The 17,089-nt window shown below is 61.1% G+C and carries 18 protein-coding genes; 10 read left to right on the top strand and 8 right to left on the bottom strand.

Translation table 11 applies throughout. From position 1 onward, the window contains the following. Positions 1-60: 60 nt before the first annotated feature. From KBX13_RS04220 to KBX13_RS04240, 5 genes are all read right to left on the bottom strand, one after another. Positions 61-1,002: an ArsA family ATPase gene (locus KBX13_RS04220; RefSeq protein ID WP_256001475.1), complete on the bottom strand. Its 942-nt coding sequence runs from the start codon at positions 1,000-1,002 to the stop codon at positions 61-63. After that, positions 993-1,256, bottom strand: coding sequence for a cory-CC-star protein (locus tag KBX13_RS04225; RefSeq protein ID WP_256001476.1), 264 nt, complete (start codon positions 1,254-1,256; stop codon positions 993-995). The genes KBX13_RS04220 and KBX13_RS04225 overlap by 10 nt, the downstream gene beginning before the upstream one ends. Beyond that, entirely contained in the window at positions 1,240-2,934 is a 1,695-nt protein-coding gene (locus KBX13_RS04230) for a carbon starvation protein A (RefSeq protein ID WP_256020867.1), read from the bottom strand. The genes KBX13_RS04225 and KBX13_RS04230 overlap by 17 nt, the downstream gene beginning before the upstream one ends. 250 nt (positions 2,935-3,184) lie before the next feature. After that, positions 3,185-4,186 (bottom strand): hypothetical protein, encoded by a 1,002-nt coding sequence (locus KBX13_RS04235; protein ID WP_256020868.1) that lies wholly within the window; start codon positions 4,184-4,186, stop codon positions 3,185-3,187. 70 nt (positions 4,187-4,256) lie between these two features. Further along, positions 4,257-4,652 (bottom strand): ribonuclease domain-containing protein, encoded by a 396-nt coding sequence (locus KBX13_RS04240; protein WP_256005337.1) that lies wholly within the window; start codon positions 4,650-4,652, stop codon positions 4,257-4,259. A gap of 36 nt (positions 4,653-4,688) precedes the next feature. On the opposite strand from KBX13_RS04240, the gene dnaG reads away from it, so the two are divergent. Then, positions 4,689-6,602 (top strand): DNA primase, encoded by a 1,914-nt coding sequence (gene dnaG, locus KBX13_RS04245; RefSeq protein WP_256020870.1) that lies wholly within the window; start codon positions 4,689-4,691, stop codon positions 6,600-6,602. On the opposite strand, the gene KBX13_RS04250 is transcribed toward dnaG, so the two are convergent. Then, positions 6,599-7,198, bottom strand: a complete 600-nt coding sequence (locus tag KBX13_RS04250) for a MazG nucleotide pyrophosphohydrolase domain-containing protein (protein ID WP_256020871.1) — start codon at positions 7,196-7,198, stop codon at positions 6,599-6,601. The genes dnaG and KBX13_RS04250 overlap by 4 nt on opposite strands. A 20-nt stretch (positions 7,199-7,218) precedes the next feature. Between KBX13_RS04250 and KBX13_RS04255 the strand changes: the two genes are divergently transcribed. Both KBX13_RS04255 and KBX13_RS04260 read left to right on the top strand, forming a co-directional pair. Beyond that, positions 7,219-7,872: a hypothetical protein gene (locus KBX13_RS04255; RefSeq protein ID WP_256020873.1), complete on the top strand. Its 654-nt coding sequence runs from the start codon at positions 7,219-7,221 to the stop codon at positions 7,870-7,872. 9 nt (positions 7,873-7,881) lie between these two features. Next, a complete protein-coding gene (locus tag KBX13_RS04260; RefSeq protein ID WP_256020874.1) occupies positions 7,882-8,346 on the top strand; it encodes a hypothetical protein in 465 nt (154 codons plus the stop codon). 232 nt (positions 8,347-8,578) lie between these two features. Here KBX13_RS04260 and KBX13_RS04265 read toward each other — a convergent pair whose 3' ends face one another. Beyond that, positions 8,579-9,007 (bottom strand): hypothetical protein, encoded by a 429-nt coding sequence (locus tag KBX13_RS04265; RefSeq protein ID WP_070362106.1) that lies wholly within the window; start codon positions 9,005-9,007, stop codon positions 8,579-8,581. Positions 9,008-9,129: 122 nt separating this feature from the next. Here KBX13_RS04265 and KBX13_RS04270 point away from each other — a divergent pair, with 122 nt between their 5' ends. From KBX13_RS04270 to KBX13_RS04300, 7 genes are all read left to right on the top strand, one after another. Then, complete coding sequence (locus tag KBX13_RS04270; RefSeq protein ID WP_256020876.1) at positions 9,130-9,942, top strand: lytic transglycosylase domain-containing protein; 813 nt, start codon at positions 9,130-9,132, stop codon at positions 9,940-9,942. A gap of 240 nt (positions 9,943-10,182) precedes the next feature. Beyond that, entirely contained in the window at positions 10,183-11,457 is a 1,275-nt protein-coding gene (gene eno / locus KBX13_RS04275) for a phosphopyruvate hydratase (protein ID WP_256020878.1), read from the top strand. 90 nt (positions 11,458-11,547) lie between these two features. Then, on the top strand, positions 11,548-12,156 hold the full coding sequence (locus tag KBX13_RS04280) for a septum formation initiator family protein (protein ID WP_256020879.1): 609 nt from the start codon (positions 11,548-11,550) through the stop codon (positions 12,154-12,156). 511 nt (positions 12,157-12,667) lie between these two features. Beyond that, complete coding sequence (locus tag KBX13_RS04285) at positions 12,668-13,852, top strand: ImmA/IrrE family metallo-endopeptidase (protein WP_256020881.1); 1,185 nt, start codon at positions 12,668-12,670, stop codon at positions 13,850-13,852. Positions 13,853-13,948: 96 nt separating this feature from the next. Then, entirely contained in the window at positions 13,949-14,965 is a 1,017-nt protein-coding gene (locus KBX13_RS04290; protein WP_070362111.1) for a DUF3644 domain-containing protein, read from the top strand. Positions 14,966-15,219: 254 nt separating this feature from the next. After that, complete coding sequence (locus KBX13_RS04295; RefSeq protein WP_256020882.1) at positions 15,220-15,765, top strand: DUF501 domain-containing protein; 546 nt, start codon at positions 15,220-15,222, stop codon at positions 15,763-15,765. Beyond that, positions 15,762-16,727, top strand: a complete 966-nt coding sequence (locus KBX13_RS04300) for a Ppx/GppA phosphatase family protein (protein WP_256020884.1) — start codon at positions 15,762-15,764, stop codon at positions 16,725-16,727. The genes KBX13_RS04295 and KBX13_RS04300 overlap by 4 nt, the downstream gene beginning before the upstream one ends. A gap of 21 nt (positions 16,728-16,748) precedes the next feature. Here the strand turns inward: KBX13_RS04300 and KBX13_RS04305 are convergent, their stop codons facing one another. After that, positions 16,749-16,997 carry a hypothetical protein gene (locus KBX13_RS04305; protein ID WP_070363455.1) on the bottom strand — a complete coding sequence of 83 codons (249 nt, stop codon included), beginning with the start codon at positions 16,995-16,997 and terminating at the stop codon, positions 16,749-16,751. Between the last annotated feature and the right edge of the window lie 92 nt (positions 16,998-17,089).

A 17,089-nucleotide genomic window follows, 5' to 3' on the forward strand; every position in this document is an offset into this window, starting at 1 on the left:
AGCACACAAGCAAATCTGTTCACAAAATTCCGACTCCGCTCGAGACGACACCTTCTACCTCTACGTGGAGAGGAATCCAGCGATTTGCTCGAGCGCATCCCGCGTGCCAATTTCGCCCGGAAGCCACGGAAGCTCAAGGATCGGCACCGGCAGGTCCAGCAGCTCCAGCGCTCGCGTTTCTACCGCGCGGCGTCCCGCCAAAAAAGAGCCGGCCTCATTTGGCGTGCGGCGGTTCACCACGGCCCCTCCGACGTGCACGCCGTGGGAGGTGAGCTCCTCGTAGAACTCCATCGACTCCATCACGGGAAGGCGTTCGGCGGTCAGCACGATGTGGAAGACGCACTGGGCGGGATCGGTGAGCACGGCGCGGAGGTGCTCGAACTTGCGGCGGCGCTTCAGCAGCGTGGAGCGGATCTGCTGATTGCGGCGGTCGACGGGGGAGCCGCTGTTCCCGGAAGTGCCGCCCATCCCGCGGACGAGCTCGCTGAACTTATCGGACTTATCGCGCCGGGCCAAGAGGCCGTCGGTGTAGGCGGCCATGACCTCGGGAAGCGCCATGAGGCGGGAGGTGTGGCCGGAGGGGGCGGTGTCGAAGATGATGTGGTCGTAGTCGCCGCGCTCTGCGACAAGGTCCGCGATGCGTTCGAGGAGTGCGGCCTCGTGCATGCCGGGGGAGTGCCGTGACATCTCCAGGTGGCGGTCCACTTCGCGGTGGAGGCGTTCGGGCATCATGGCGCGCATCGATTCGCCGACCGCGCGCAGGTGCTGTGAAGTAATGGTTGCCGGGTCGAGCTCGATGGCGTGGAGGTTCGGTTCGAGGGCGGTGGGGGCGTCGTCAAGCGTGGTGCCCCAAATGTGCCCGAGGTTGTGTGCGGGGTCCGTCGAAACTAAGAGGACGCGGCGGCCGCGCGCGGCGAGGCGCACGGCTGTGGCGGCGGAGATGGTCGTCTTGCCGACGCCACCTTTCCCGCCGAAGAACATGACTGGGGCGTCTAGCAACATGAGATCCCGTCGAGTGGTGAGTGTTCCATGCCCATGCGGGTGTGCCAGGCGTGGAAGTCGTCGTAAAGCAGGGGGAGGAGTTCGAGTGTGTAGTAGCTGGCGGGGTTCGGGATGCCGAGCATTTCGGAGGCAACCAGCAGGGTGAACAGGTCGTCCTCCTCGCGCGCGGCGCGGGCGAATTCGCGCCGGTAGGGCGCCTGGTAGAACTCGCTGAGGCCCGCGCCGAGCGCGACCAGCTTACTGCGCAGGCTCATGGACCGGCGTGTCCTCCCACTCGACGGCTGGCTCGCGGCGCGCCTTGCTGATCGCGGTGATCGCCTCAACGATGACCCAGATCGCGCAGATAATAATGACGACGTCGATAGCGAGCAGCAGCCAGTTGCCTGCCTCGAAGAGGGTGCGCAGCTGCAGCACCGCCGCCCACAGTGACATGAGCGTGACGAACGCCAGCGGGATCAGCAGTGGCAGCGTTGGGCGACGCAGCCTGGTCAGGATGACCACCAGGACTGCCAGGGTCAGCCCGGCCATCAGCTGGTTCGTGGTGCCGAACAGCGGCCAGATGATCATGCCGCCGGACCCGTCGAGGCCCGTCGAGAACGTCAATCCCAGTGCGGCACCTACCGCGATGATCGTGGCTGCCAGGCCGGAGAGCTTCACTCCCATAATCTGGCCGATCTCGCCGACGACCATGCGCTGCAGACGCACACCAGAGTCCATCGTGGTCGCAGCGAAGAGGACAGCCATGGTGGCCAGAATCGTGGCCGACAGGGACGTCGGGATGCCCAGGCCCTGGTTCATCAACGCACCGCCGCCTTCGACGAAGGCGTTGACGCCACCGGCGTTCCACTCGTTGTACACGTTCTCCCAATCCGCGATCGTCTTGTAGCCGCCCGTCGTCGCCACAATCGTGCCGAGGGCCAGCAGGCCCTCACCAACCGCACCGAAGTACCCGACGAAGCGCGCGTCCGTCTCCTTATCCAACTGCTTCGCCGACGTACCCGAAGCAACAATGCCGTGGAAGCCAGACACCGCACCACACGCAATCGTCACGAAGAGCAGCGGGAAGATACTCGGCGTGCCCTCCGGCACCGCCTCATTAATCGACGGCGCCACAATCTCCGGACGCACAATAAAGAACGAAGCGTACAGAATAATCAGACCAACAAACAGCTGCAGACCATTGATGTAATCACGCGGCTGCAACAGCACCCACACCGGCAGCATCGACGCAATGAACGCGTACACGAACAGCAAAATGATCCAGATACCGCGGTCCGGAATGCCCATCACCGTCTCCGGCAGCGCGAGCGGCACGCGGTCACCAATCACCATCAGCGCGTACAGCGCCACAACACCAACCACCGACACCAGCGGCAGATTCCACTTCAGGCGGTAAATCGCCTGCCCAATCAGCACCGCGACCAGGATCGCGCCCCACGTCGGAATCACCGCCGACGGCGTCGCGATCAGCAGGTTCGAAATCACCACCGCGAACGCAGTATTCACCATCAGCAGCAGCAGGAAAATCACCACGAGGAAGAGATTGCGCCCACGCGCGCCGATGTAGCGCCCAGACAACGTGCCAATCGACTGGCCCCTATGCCTTTGCGACGCCCACAACGCCCCCAAGTCGTGCATCCCCGCAAAGAACACCGTTCCCAAGGTCACCCACAGGAATGCGGGCAGCCAACCCCAAATCACAGCGACTGCCGGGCCGATAATCGGCGCGGCGCCCGCCACGGAAGTGAAGTGGTGGCCCCACAGCACGTACTTGTTGGTGGGCACGTAGTCCACACCGTCTTCCATAGTGTGCGCCGGGGTCTCATAGCTCTCAGAGAGCTTATAGACCCGCTGGCCCAGGAACTTTGAATAGAGCAGGTACCCGGTGAGCAGCATCGCCAGCCCGATGAGTACGAGGAAGAGCGAGTTCATGCGGTCGCCTTTCTATTAGTGTCTTGAGTCACAACTATGGAAAGTATGCTACACCTCACAGCTCATTTCCGGCGTTTTCTGAACTCTCCCGGAGGTTCTCCTCGGCGACGGCTCGCGTGGGGTGGGTATATGCCTCGCGAGATTGTTCGGAAAATCGTGAATAGAATTGCGCATTTTGTGACTCCAACCACACGCAATTTTGTTCACAAATTCCCGACTCCGCTCGAGAGCGCACATGCCACCCCCAAAATCACCACGCGGGAAGGAGGCCTTCGGGCCGCTCCTCGTCGGGGAATCGGGTCAATTTTGCGATGAAAGCTTCAATGCTCGTGTCGCAAAGGAGGTCGTCGGGGTATTGGAGTGGTTCGCGCGGGCCCCGGCAGATGTCGCAATGCGGGCGGCCGCGGTAGGTGGCGCGCACGGTGTCGGCGATGAGGTTGATCGTGCCGCGGAGGTCTCGGTGGAGTGCTTCCACGGGGACGTGCAATGTGCGGACCCAGCTGGTTTCGGTGGGGGCGCAGTGGTCGTCGAAAAGTGGGGCGTCGGTGAGTGCGAGGGCGAAGTGGGTGCCGTACATGACGCGGTGCGGTTGGGTGTGCCAGTAGTGCGCGGGGAGTGCGTGGTGGGAGAGGAGGGCGGTGGCGAGGTAGCTGAGCTCGGGCGCGATTGGGTGGTGGGTGGCGCGCTCCCAGCAGAGTTGGAGGGTGTTGCGGTCGCGTTGGCGGGGCAGGGCCCAGATGGCTGCGGTGATGGTGTCCTCGTGGCCGCCGATGTGTTTGAGGTGGTTAAGGACTGGGTAGAGCTGCGCGCGTGGCTCCCATTTGAAGATGCCCGCGATGGTTTCGGGCAGGGGTGCGACGCGGATTCCGGCGATGGTGTCGGTGGTGTGGAGGATTTGGCGTCGATAGTGGAGGCCGGGGCGCCATTTGCTGCGGGTGATGGAGGTGCCGTTGGGCAGCGCGACTTCGGTGAGTTCGGGCTGTCGGCCGAGGTGTGGCACGGGGAGGCGGTGGAGGCGCGCGGCGGTGCGCCCAACGATGGCGGCTTTGCGGTTTTCGCGGCCGTGGATGAGAGCTCGTGCGATGCGGCGGGTGTCGGGGTCTAGCGTGCCCCACCACCGCTTTTCGACGGCCCCATACCTCCCAATCCCCACCATAGTCCCGCTCGCGACGGCCTGTTTGTGCCGCTGAGCTAGTACTGTGCGTCCCCGAAGGCTGTGAATGTGTGCGCTGAGCGCTGCGAATTCCCCCATGCGTTGGCAGTGTAGCAATTTTGTTCACAATTTCCCGAGTGTGCTCGAGACGCCACCTTCCCCCAGTTGGTTACCTCGGTTGCACCTCGCAGAAGGTGTCGTAATGGTTGTCGGTGTAGTACCACTCGTCGACGACGCCGTCGGCTCCGCCGCCAGTTACGATCCGTCGCAGCCCGCGGTGGTGGACGCCCGGCGTGTCCACGGTGTATTCGCGGTAGTAGCCGAGTGGCTCTTCGGGGAGGGTGCGCTCGTAATTGCCAAAGCGCGAGTCGTCCTCTGGGTGTGGGTAGGGTCCGCCGGATTCGATGAGGTCGATGGTGTCCCAGGCCTCTGCGGGGAGGTTTGGGCAGGAGGTGGGGTCTCCCGACGCGGCGCCCTCGTTATTGTTGGGCAGGAACGTGTTGATCAGGAGCGCCGCGGCGACAACGACGGCACCGACGGCGGTGTTCTTCGATTTTCGGCTCACGCTGAGTCATTGTGGCACAGGCGCTACGATGTGCGTATGGCTAGGGGCAGAATTCCGGATAGTGACATTGAGGCTATTCGTGAGCGGGCGGCGATCGAGGACATCGTTGGCGAGTATGTGCAGCTCAAACCGGCTGGGTATGACTCGCTGAAGGGCTTGAGCCCGTTTAAGGATGAGAAGACGCCGTCTTTCCACGTCCGGCCGGCGCGCGGGTACTACCACTGCTTTTCCACGGGCAAGGGCGGGGACGTCTTTTCGTTCCTGATGGAGATGGAGCAGATGTCCTTCCCGGAGGCGGTGGAGGCGGTTGCTCAGGAGATCGGCTACCACATTAATTACCAGGGCGGGACAACAGGTGGGCGTGATGTGAAGCCGGGGACTCGCGCGCGCCTGTTGGCGGTGAATAAGGCGGCGCACGAGTTTTACCGTGAGCAGTTGGAGACCCCGGAGGCGGAGGTCGGTAGGAATTTCTTGCTGGAGCGCGGGTTTTCGAAGGAGCTGATTTATCACTTCGAGTGCGGGTACGCCCCGGATGGTTGGGACACGTTGACGAAGCACTTGCTTCGCAAGGGTTTCGACGCCCAAGAGCTCCAGGATGCTGGCATTTCGAGTATGGGGCGTCGTGGGCCGATTGATAAGTTTCGGCGCCGCCTGATTTGGCCGATTAAGGATGTGGCCGGCAACGTGATCGGGTTTGGGGCCCGCAAGCTCTTTGATGATGACCCGATGGGTAAGTACATGAACACTGCGGACACGATGTTGTACCACAAGTCGAAGGTGCTCTTCGGGCTGGATTTGGCCAAGAAGCACATTGCTACGGATCACCAGACGGTGGTGGTGGAGGGCTACACGGACGTGATGGCGATGCACGCTGCGGGGGTGAAGACGGCGGTGGCGTCGTGTGGTACGGCGTTCGGTAAGGATCACATGGCGGTGATCCGCCGCCTCATGCTGGATGACAACTACTTCCGCGGCGAGCTGATTTACACCTTCGACGGCGACGAGGCCGGCCAGAAGGCGGCGATGCGCGCGTTCCAGGGGGATCAGCAGTTTTCGGGGCAGTCGTTTGTGGCGGTCGCCCCCGACGGCCTGGACCCTTGTGACCTGCGCCTTGAGCGAGGGGATTCCGCGTTGCGGGACTTGGTGGCGTCGAGAATCCCGATTTTTGAGTTCGTGATCGAGTCCCTGCTGAAGGACTACTCGTTGGACACGGCGGAGGGGCGCTTGCAGGCGTTGCGACGCACCGTTCCCGTCGTCGCCGGGATCAGCGACAAGGTGCTGCAGACGGAGTACGCGCGCAGGCTCGCGGGCTGGGTGGGCTGGCCGAACCCGGATGAGGTGCTCCAGCAGGTCCGCGAGGAGGCCCGCCGGCCGAAGCAGCAGCAGCGTACCTGGCAGAAGCCGCAGCGCAGTCAGCAGCAGGCCGCGCCGGGTCAGCTGCCCGCGTTGGTGCCCCCGAACCCGCAGGATCCGCTGCTGTGGCCGCAGCGCGAGGCGCTCAAGATTGCGCTGCAGTACCCGGAGAAGGCCGGCAGTTACTTTGAGGGCATTTCGCCGGAGGCGTTTACGAACCCGGCGTATCGGCAGGTGCGTGACGCGATCGAGAAGGCTGGTGGAGTGACCGGCGCGCATGTGGGACCGCAGTTTTTGGCGAAGGTGGCGCAGGAGATGCTGGACCTGGTGGGCCGCAACTTCGTCTCCGAGTTGGCGGTGGAGCCGATGCACCCGGACGACATTGACCATTACGTGGATTCGGTGCTTTCACGCCTGCAGGAGACCCGCGTGGGGGATCAGATCGCGCTGTTGAAGGCGCAGCTGCAGCGCATGCGCCCCTCTGACGACGAGGCAGCCTACAACGCGCTGTTTTCCGACTTGGTGGCGTTGGAGCAGGCGCGCCGCGAGCTCAACGACCGCGCCCTGCGCGGTGGGGCGTACGGGCCGCAAAGCTAGTTGCCCTTAGCTTTGGCCTCCTGCCACAGCCGGTCTTGGGTTTCGGCGTCGACGGGGCCGGAGCTGCCGTCGAAAAGGTAGGGGGAGCGCGCCTTCATCTTGTCGACGAACCCCTGCGCCACCCCCGCGAACCCGAATGCGCCGCGCTCTGCTGCGATTTCGGCGTGGAAGAGGACCTGGAGCAGGACGTCGGAAAGTTCTTTGCGCAGGGCTTCGTCGCCTTCGTTGTCGGTGATGGCGGCGGCGAGCTCCTCGGTTTCCTCGTGGAGGTAGGGCAGGAGCGTTTCGTGCGTCATGGAGCGTTCCCACTGCCCGCGCGTGCGTGCCACGTGCATGACGGACACTGCCTGGTGGACGGGGTCCTCGAGCGAGGGCACCCGTTCGACGTGCTCACCCTTCGCGATGCGCTCCCGCACCACCTCGTCGTCCTCGTTCGTGGTGAGGAGCCAGGGGGAGGGGCCGTCGGGGGCGTCGGCAAGGTCCCACCGCACGGAGACGGGCACTTCCATGGTGAACTGCACTGGTCCGCGGATGCGCTGCGCTACCGAAACGGGCAGCATGTCGGGCCAACGAGGGTCAAGCACGAGGATGGTCATAGTGTGTAACAATAGTCCGCATGACAAACCAGATTGCAGAAGCCATCAAGGCCGTTTCCCCAACCGCGGAAGCCGTCGCGCAAGAAACCGTCAGCTTTTCCCCGATCCGCTGGAAGACCGGCTGGCCGCACAACCTGCGCCGCGTCCCACCCTTCCGTGACGACGCCACCGCGACGCTGACCCGCCGCGAAGTCTTCGCTTTCGCGCAGGATGTGGCGGATTCCGAGTTCGCCCGCGACCAGATCATCGACTTTTTGGGCGCGTCCTTCGCGTTCCAGGGCGGCAAGAACGCGCAGGCGCAGTTGAAGCTGCAGCAGTTCCTGCGCAACAAGGGCAAGGCGAACGCACTGCTGCAGGCGCTGCGTAAGGTCGGCTCCGGGGAGCTCACGCCGGTCCAGCAGTACGAGACCGTCGTGGCTACCGGCCTGCCTGCGAAGTTCGCGTCGGGCCTGATCTATTTCCTGGCCGGCCCGCAGGAGGCCGCCGACGAGAAGCCGCTCATCATCTGCTCCAACCGCGCGAAGGGCGCCGGCCTGGACGTAACCAGCGACTGGTCCGCCGACGAGTACGGCGCCTACCTGGCGGCTATCAAGGCCGGGCGCGACGAGCACGCCCCCGACCTGCCTCTCGACGCGGTAGAATTCGCGTTACGTGAGCACGCCCGCCAAGGATAGGAGACCATCATGAAGGCGCGTACAACGGTTCTTGCTGGACTTACACTGAGCTGCGTGGCGCTAGCCGGGTGTTCGACAGGGAAGTCGACGGACCTGGGCTTCGCAGCCGCAGCGCAGGAGGGCGCACCGTTTACGGTGTCGCAGGTTGCCGGCGAGCAGGCCGAGCGCGCCTACCTCTTCTGCCCGTACACGGACAAGGCGCAGGCTGAGGCCCTGGGGTTTGATCCCGACGATGTCTACAGCATCAACGACAACTCACAGCGCTGGGAGACCTGGAGCGGCATCGGCGTCATCTTCAGCGATGATCGCACACCCGCCATCGAGTGGTTCGACCCCTCAATTATCGACGCCTGCCCCGGCGCCACCACCGGCGATCCCGTCGATGTGCACGCCCCGATTACCCCCACCGTCGAGCCCGTTGAGTTCGCGGGCGACGAAGGCCCCACCGACGTGATCAAGTTGGTGGTGGAGTAGGGGCTTCTTTGGGGATTGTGCGCTAGCGGGGGTGCGCACCACATTCCCTCACAGGTTTTGTCCGACCTGGGCTTTTGCCGCGCTCGCCGATCGGAATCGTGGAATGTGGTGCGCGTGCTGCTTGGACTGACACCACATTCCCTCCCGTGCTTTACGTGACCTGGGGAAACGCAAAAGTCGGCGAAGAAAAACGGGAATTTGGTGCGCAAGCAACGGGGCGAGCGCCTAATACCTAGCGTGCCAGGAGCTGGCCCAAGTCCAGGTTGGAGGACAGCTGCTGCAGCTGCGGTGGGATGTTGGTCTGTGAGCTGCCGAGGAGCTTCGCCCAGTCCTGTACTGGGTCCGGCTTCACGATGCCGCACTCCAGCGCACGGTCCGCAACCGCCTGGACGGTGCCGCCGGACATGACGCGAAGGGCGATGGAGTCGCCGATCTTGCCATTGAGGTTGTTGACCAGCTGCTGGCGGGTGGTGTCCTTGCCGGCGACGCCGGTGCCGTTGAGGGTGACGCGCAGGGTGTTGCAGTTCATGGTCTTGACGTTGCCGTTGACCAGCTGCAGGAGCGAGGTGGCGTCCTGTGCCTGTGCTGCTGGTGCTGCGAGGCCTGCCAGGCCGGTCAGGGCTGCGACGCCGATGGCTGCGATACGGGTGGAAATGCGCATAGGGTGCTCACTTTCAGGTTGTAAATAGGTGCTTGAAAAACAGAACGGGATACACCATACCTGTTACTGGTGTGACGCAAGTGAAAATTGGGGATTACGGGGGTAGTGTAGGATCTTCTGCCATGACGTTTTCTGGCCGTCCCGGCAGGCGTGCGCGCGGGTGTGGGTGTGTGGCGCTGCTTGTCGTTGTCGGCGCGGTGGTGATGGTTGTTGCGTTGGTGGCTTTCCTGCTCAGTGCGCTTGGTGGCCCCGAGCAGTTCGTGCAGCGCCAACCCGTCCCGGAAGACGTACCCCCGGCTGCGACCACGCCACCACCTGCTATCGACGTCCACGCGCCCGGCCGAACCGCCAACGAACTCCACGCGTGGGCTGCCCCTATTGCAGAGGAGATCGGGGTCGACCCGCAGGCGGTGCGTGCTTACGGCAACGCCGCCTTGATCGCGGCGGAGGCCTGGCCTGCCTGCAATCTGCAGTGGAATACGCTCGCTGGCATCGGATGGGTGGAGACCCGCCACGGCACCTATACGGGTAAGAAGTTCGACGCTGGTCGCCTCGACGAGAACGGGGTGGCGCAGCCGCCGATCGTCGGCCCGGCGCTCGACGGCACGGGCAACTTCGCACTCATTTCGGACACGGACGGCGGCGCCCTCGATAGTGATACCGAGTTCGACCGCGCGGTGGGGCCGATGCAGTTCATCCCCGGCTCGTGGGCGATCTATGGCCGCGACGCCGACGGCGATGGGGTAGCAAACCCGCAGCAAATTGACGACGCCGCCCTGAGTGCCGCGAACCTCCTCTGTGCGAACGGGCGCGACCTGTCCACTGCGGAGGGGTGGTCGGATGCGGTGCTGACGTATAACCACTCGCGCGAGTACCTCCACAACGTCCGCGATGCCGCTGCGAACTACGCGCTCACCCAGCGCGCCACCCGGTAGGCGTGCCGCGGCCATGCCGAGAAAGCCACAAAAGTGGGCGAAACCGGGCATGGGCAAAAGGTTTGACGAAGATCACATTCCGAATGGTGTGACCTTAAATGGCGTGGTTGTGAGCCTATCGCTGCACGGAAACGCAGGGAAAGCGCGAGTGTGACGAACACCAACAAGCATTTTTTGTTGCGATCTGGAACAATCGGTAACGGAAATTTGGTTTGGCCAATCTCAAGGAGATGAACTGTAGTGGCTGATATTATGCACGTCTTTGCTCGTGAAATTCTGGACTCTCGCGGTAACCCAACCGTTGAGGCTGAGGTTTTCCTCGACGATGGTGCGCACGGCATTGCGGGTGTTCCTTCCGGTGCGTCCACTGGCGCACACGAGGCGCACGAGCTGCGTGACGGTGGCGATCGCTACGGCGGCAAGGGTGTCCAGAAGGCTGTCAAGAACGTCAACGAGGAGATCGCTGACGCACTGGCTGGCATCGAGGCTGACGATCAGCGTCTGCTCGACAAGGCAATGATCGAGCTCGACGGCACGGACAACAAGTCCCGCCTCGGCGCGAACGCGATCCTGGGCGTGTCCATCGCTGCGGCGAAGGCTGCTGCTGAATCCGCTGGTCTGCCGCTGTACCGCTACATCGGTGGCCCGAACGCTCACATCCTGCCTGTTCCGATGATGAACATCGTCAATGGTGGCGAGCACGCTGACTCCGGCGTTGACGTCCAGGAGTTCATGATTGCTCCGCTGAGCGCTGAGTCCTTCGCTGAGGCACTGCGCATGGGTGCAGAGGTCTACCACTCCCTGAAGTCCGTCATCAATGCAAAGGGCCTGTCCACCGGCCTTGGCGACGAAGGCGGCTTCGCTCCTTCCGTCGACTCCACCCGCGCAGCGCTTGACCTGATCGTTGAGGCAATCGAGAAGGCTGGCTTCAAGCCTGGCGAGGACGTCGCACTGGCTCTGGACGTTGCTTCCTCCGAGTTCTTCGAGGATGGCGTGTACAAGTTCGAGGGCGGCGAGCACACCGCTGAGGAGATGGCCAAGGTCTACGAGGAGCTCATCGCTGAGTACCCAATCGTCTCCATCGAGGACCCACTGCAGGAAGATGACTGGGAGGGCTACGCAAACCTGACCAAGACCATCGGCGACAAGGTCCAGATTGTTGGCGACGACTTCTTCGTCACCAACCCTGAGCGCCTCGCACGCGGCATCAAGGAGCACGCTGCGAACGCCCTGCTGGTGAAGGTCAACCAGATCGGTACCCTGACCGAGACCTTCGACGCTGTGGACATGGCTCACCGCGCTGGCTACCGCACCATGATGTCCCACCGCTCCGGCGAGACCGAGGACACGACCATTGCGGATCTCGCAGTGGCTCTGGGCTGTGGCCAGATCAAGACTGGTGCACCGGCTCGTTCCGAGCGCGTTGCTAAGTACAACCAGCTGCTGCGCATCGAGGAAGAGCTCGGCGACGCCGCTGTTTACGCTGGTCGTTCCGCATTCCCACGCTTCAAGTAATCGCTTGATTCGTACGCACCCCCTGCCGATCGCGCGCTCGCGCGTGGCAGGGGGTGTCGCGTTTTTCCCTGCTGTACACTAATGAGCACTATGAGCACTGGCACGCCCCAAGACAAGCACACAGCGAAGCGCCGCAGGAAGCGGCTGGCTCGCACTGTGCCCGTGGCGTCCCGCGAGCAGCGCAAGCAGCAGCTCGCCGAGCAGAAGGCAAACAGGGAGTCGCGCTTCGCCGCCCCCAATTTAGCGACGCTCGCCCTGCTCATCATCGTCCTCATCGCCGTCCTCGTGGCAGTAGCAGCCCCACTTCGTAATTTCTACGAGGGCCGCAACGAGATCGCGCGTGCCCAGGCAAACATTGAGCACTTGGAGCGCCGCCAGGCGGACCTTGAGCGCGAAATCGCGAAGTACGAGGACCCTGAGTACCTCAACGAGGTCGCCCGCCGCCGCCTCGGCGTGATGGAGCCCGGCGAGTCCGCCTGGCGAGTCATCGACCCCCGCATGACCCACGGCACCACCATCACCTCCGACGAAACCCCCGACGACCGCGGCTGGGCCGTATTCCTCTGGGACTCGCTACGCGAGGTCCCCGAGGACGTCCCCGCTGACGCTCCTGAAGAATTGCCCGCCCCGGCAGAATCGCCTGCTCCCGAAGCGCCCGCGGAAGCACCTGCGGCGCCTGAAGCGCCTGAAGCGCAGTAGCCCGAGCCTAAAAGGTAGCAACAGGATTACTGCAATCCACTTTTTGCGCGCTCCCACCTGGATTATTCCAATCCTTTTACTCCCATTTGGAGAATCACCAGGCTGCCAGCCCCACCCCACCCCGAGCGCTCCCGTTGACCGACTAACAGCGTGCTATTAGCAGCGTGCGATTAAAGGAGTGCGACGCTGGTCGCCGAAAACCGCCAAGCCCGGCCCAAACAGCGCGACCTGCATCGCACGACATCTAGCACACGCTTTTTACGCCCACGCTGGGGTCCAACAAGCGCAATCAAGAACCAGAACTGTGTAGCCTGAAACCAACCCAACGGCTTGCGACAACGAGAGGAGCAGTGGCTGATTGATTACCTCACGCTCCCGAAAAGAAAGAAGCGCTCGAAGCTCACTGAGTTCTTCGGCTGGGTCCTTGGGTTTTAACGTTTAACCAGGCAAGTTAAAGTATTCTCAATTCTGTTGCGCCGTTTTCATTACCAAGATTGAAAGGAGGGAAGCGATGGGGGTTCTGCGTGTTGATATCGAACCGTCTGTGCTGGACTGGGCGCTGCGACGTACAGGACTCAGTGACGAAAAGCTCCGTGCCACGTTTCCCAAGGTAAACGATTGGCGCTCAGGGGAGGAGCGTCCGACGCTCAACCAAGCGAAGGAACTAGCGAAGAAGGCACGAATCCCATTTGGAAGGCTCCTTCTTCAGGCGCCTTCTGGCGAAGAGACTGATGTACCTGATTTTCGTACTGTCAGAAATGAGCGTCTCGATGGGCTGAGTCCTGATCTGCAGGAAGTTATTCACTCCGCCGAGGCGCGCTTGGGGTGGTACTCGGATTACGCGGAGGAAGTTGGAATTCCTGGTCCTGAAATTCTGCGCTCTGCCCAAGATTCCACCAGTTCCATCCTGGCTGCTCGCCAGGCTCGCATCGCGCTGGGGTTTGACGAGGCTTCTGCAATTCCTGCGCCAGAGAGAGTGACGACACTAGCGCATCAGATGGAAGATGTAGGGATTTTAGTATCCCGAAATTCCATTGTCGGAAACTCTACGCAACGTCATTTCAGTATTGATGAGTTCCGCGGATTCACCCTGATTGATGGGGAATTCTGCCTGGTGTTTGTGAATACAAGTGACGCTAAAACTGCGCAGCTCTTCAGTCTCGCCCACGAGTTGGGTCATGTTGCTTTGGGGAAGGCTGGTATTTCTGACCACAGCGATCACCTGCGGGTAGAGCGCTGGTGTAACGAGTTTGCAGCGGCATTCATTGCCCCAGAGACTGCAGTGAAAGAACGGTACAACAAGAAGTGTTCTTTGCTCGACAACGTCACGTCTCTGGCAAGCGTGTTTGGCATCAGTAGGGAAGCGATGCTGTTGCGCTTGAAAGATATTTTCCTGATCGAGCAACAAGAGTTCGACGAAGTTATGCGATTGGTCCGTGTCAGGAAAGAAAAGAAAGCTACACAAGAAGGCAGCGGCGGTCCTTCGTTCCATGTCCTCGTTCGGTCTCGCGTCGGCGAGCGGTTCTTCGAGACGATCACCTTTGCCGCAAAGTCTGGACAGATTCCTGAGAGAGATGCTGCGCGGCTTCTTGGCGCTGCCTCGTATAAGTCCTTTGAGAACCTGGTGAAGAAAAGCGATTGGGCTAGCAGGGAGGCAGAGTACTTAGGAAGCAAATTTCAGCTGATCGGGGATTAGGTTTTAGAAAGCGCAGGCAGGACAGGGTGCGCAGCGAAACCAAAGGGATCGATATTAGAACGTCTTTGCGTATCGATTCGAGTAAACTTTGGTGATATGTGTATCGATGAAGGAAACGAGCAGACAATTACCCGCTTGCTGGATAAGAGTGAGGAGGCGTTTGTTCTTGCTGTCGAACTGTACAATCGACCGAGCTTAAAATACGGTGCGGAAAGTTGTTCGATTTTGTTGTGCAATGCTTGGGAGCTGATGCTGAAAGCTCACATGATCAGAAAGTGGGGCATTGATTCAATTTACTTCAAAGATGATCCTAGTAGGACTCTTGCTCTTTCCGATTGTTTGAAGAGGGTTTTTACGAATGAGAAGGATCCTCTTCGGGTAAACATGAAGAATGTGATGGAGTTTCGTAATACGAACACGCACTTCATTACAGACGAGTACGACTTGTTTTATGGGCCCTTCTTGCAGTCGTGCGTGGAAAACTATGCGGACAAGCTTTGGGAATTGCATAACCGTTCGGTAAGCGAGCTCATCCCAGACAATCGGTTGGCCTTGGCAATGAGAAGAGGTGCAATCGTTCCTGACGTTATTCGGACAAAGTATGACGCTGCAGTTGCGCAGGAACTACTTGCCCGGCGGAAAGATGTTGCGGATGCTATCGGGGCTGAAGGAAATCAGAGGATCGCGGCGACTTACGAGACCTCGTTGAGGCTGGTTAAAAAGAAGAATGATGCAGATTTGAATGTTTACATTCAAAACGGATCGGAGCATGGCATCGCCATCGTCAAGGATGTGAAAGATGCCGTTAGCTTTTATCCTTATACTGCTGGTAACGCGACTAAAAAGATCGATTCTTTGTTAAAGAAAAGAGGCATTACTTTTTGCTTCAATGGTTCAGTGAAAGAGAAGTTTACTACGTATGCTTTCCAACTCTTTACCAAAGCGTACGAGATGAAAGGCGATGAGCGCTTCTCCTACGACCGTAAGACTGCGGGAGAGAAAACGAGCAATTGGATATATTCCGAGGCAGCAGTCGAATTTATCGCGCATCAAGTTGAAAAAGACCCTGGTCACTGTCTTGATCAGTTAAGAAGGAAAATTAATACAAAATAACTGAGCCGCAAATCGCCTTCGAAAAGTAAAACACCAACCCTTGGAGCAAAGGAATTCTCAGGTCGTTTGACCTTACTCCCATTCGGGAACCCAGCTGTATCCTTCTCGGGTTGGTGCTGTGATACACATTCTACGCAACCTTAGTCAGTTAGGCAATGCCCCCATGACTGATTGTGCAAGAAGCAGCTGAAGCCTCAACCCACCTCCGCCGCACCGTTCCGCCACCGCCCACCTCGTGTGGAACAATGTTGCTCATGCAACCGACTCAAGAGGATCTCAATATCATTCAGGAGCAGCTCGGCCGCCCGCCACGCGGTGTGCTGGAAATTTCCTACCGCACGCCCGACGGTCAGCCTGCGGTGGTCAAGACTGCACCCAAGCTTGACGACGGCACTCCGTTCCCCACGCTCTACTACCTGACGGACCGCCGTCTCACGGCCGAGGCTTCGCGTTTGGAGGGCGCTCAGGTGATGAAGTGGATGGAGGCCCGCCTGGCCCAGGACGAGGACTTGCAGAAGGATTACCGCCGCGCCCACGAGTACTTTTTGGCGAAGCGCAACGAGATTGAGGACTTGGGTACGGACTTCTCCGGCGGTGGCATGCCGGATCGGGTGAAGTGCTTGCACGTGCTGATTGCGTACGCGTTGGCGGAGGGCCCGGAGCACTTCCGTTTCGGTACGGAGGCTGTGGCGCTCGCTGCCGAGCACGGCAACCTGCGTGGCACCGCGATTCCTGCCGACTGGCCGACGCTCGAAGACCTCGGCATCACGCTTGCTGAGGCGGGGGAGCACCTCGCATGAGCCAGCCGGTAACGCTCGCTGCGGTCGACTGCGGCACGAACTCCATCCGCCTGCTGATCACCCGCTTCGACCCCACAACGAACACGTTCGAGGAGGTGTGCCGCGAGAACATCATCGTGCGTTTGGGCCAGGGCGTGGACGAGACGGGCGCGTTTAACCCGGAGGCGATTGAGCGCACCCGCAAGGCGCTCGCTACTTACACCGAGCGCATGCTCGCCGAGGGTGTGCAGCGTGTGCGCATGGTCGCCACCTCTGCGACTCGCGACGCCTCCAACCGCGACGTCTTCTTTGACATGACCCGCGAGCTGCTCAGCCAGATCCAGCCCCGCGCACAGGCTGAGGTGATCACGGGGGAGGAGGAAGCCCAGCTTTCCTTCATCGGCGCCACGATGGACCTTCCCACAGGCGACGGCCCCTTCTGCGTCATCGACTTAGGCGGCGGCTCCACCGAGTTCGTGGTAGGCAACGGCGACGCAATCGAGGGCCGCATCTCCACCCAGATGGGGTGCGTGCGCCTCACGGAGCGTTTCTTGCGCTCGGATCCGCCAGCGCCCGAGGAGCTGCGTGCGGCCCGCGACTACGCGCGTGAGCAGGTCCAGCACGCGGCAGCGGTGGTCAACATGGCGAAGGCCCGCACGGTGGTCGGCTGCGCCGGCACCTTTACGACGCTCTCCGCGCTCACCCAGCGCCTTCCCGAGTACGACCCAGCCCGCATCCACCTCTCACGCCTCTCCTTCGAGGACCTGCGTGCCACCATCGCGGAGATCCAGGCGTTGAGCGTGCAGGAACGCAAGGACCACCCGGTGATCCACCCCGGGCGTGCCGACGTCATCCCCGCCGGCGCTGCCGTCGTTGAGGAAATATTAAAAGCCGCCGAGGATCTCACTGGTCTTGACTCGATTGTGATCAGTGAGAAAGACATCCTCGACGGCATCGTGGCCTCGTTGGCAAGCCACGAGTAACTATCTTAACGTATAGCGAAGTTAGTCCTCGTCCGGCTCCAGGATTTGGTCCTGGTGCCCCCGTTTGCCCCGTAAATCCTTGATCTCGCGCATACGGGGCTCCGGATCGATCTTGTTCGCAATGGCCTTACGGGTGGAGGTCACCACCTGTTTGGCAACCGGCGAGTTCACCGCCTTCTGCGTGGCGTTGACAATCTGGTGATAGCGCTTGCGACCGGCTTTCGTGCCGAACACGTACCCGGCGGCTGCTCCGACAACGAATTGAATCATGGGTGCCATAGTACAGAGGATTACGATCTTGCTTCAGTACTGCCACAATTAAGGTTTTAAGAAAGCTAACCGTTATCCTGGAAACCAAGGCA

Source organism: Corynebacterium sp. CCUG 51687 (assembly GCF_024453995.1).
GTDB lineage: Bacteria > Actinomycetota > Actinomycetes > Mycobacteriales > Mycobacteriaceae > Corynebacterium > Corynebacterium pseudogenitalium.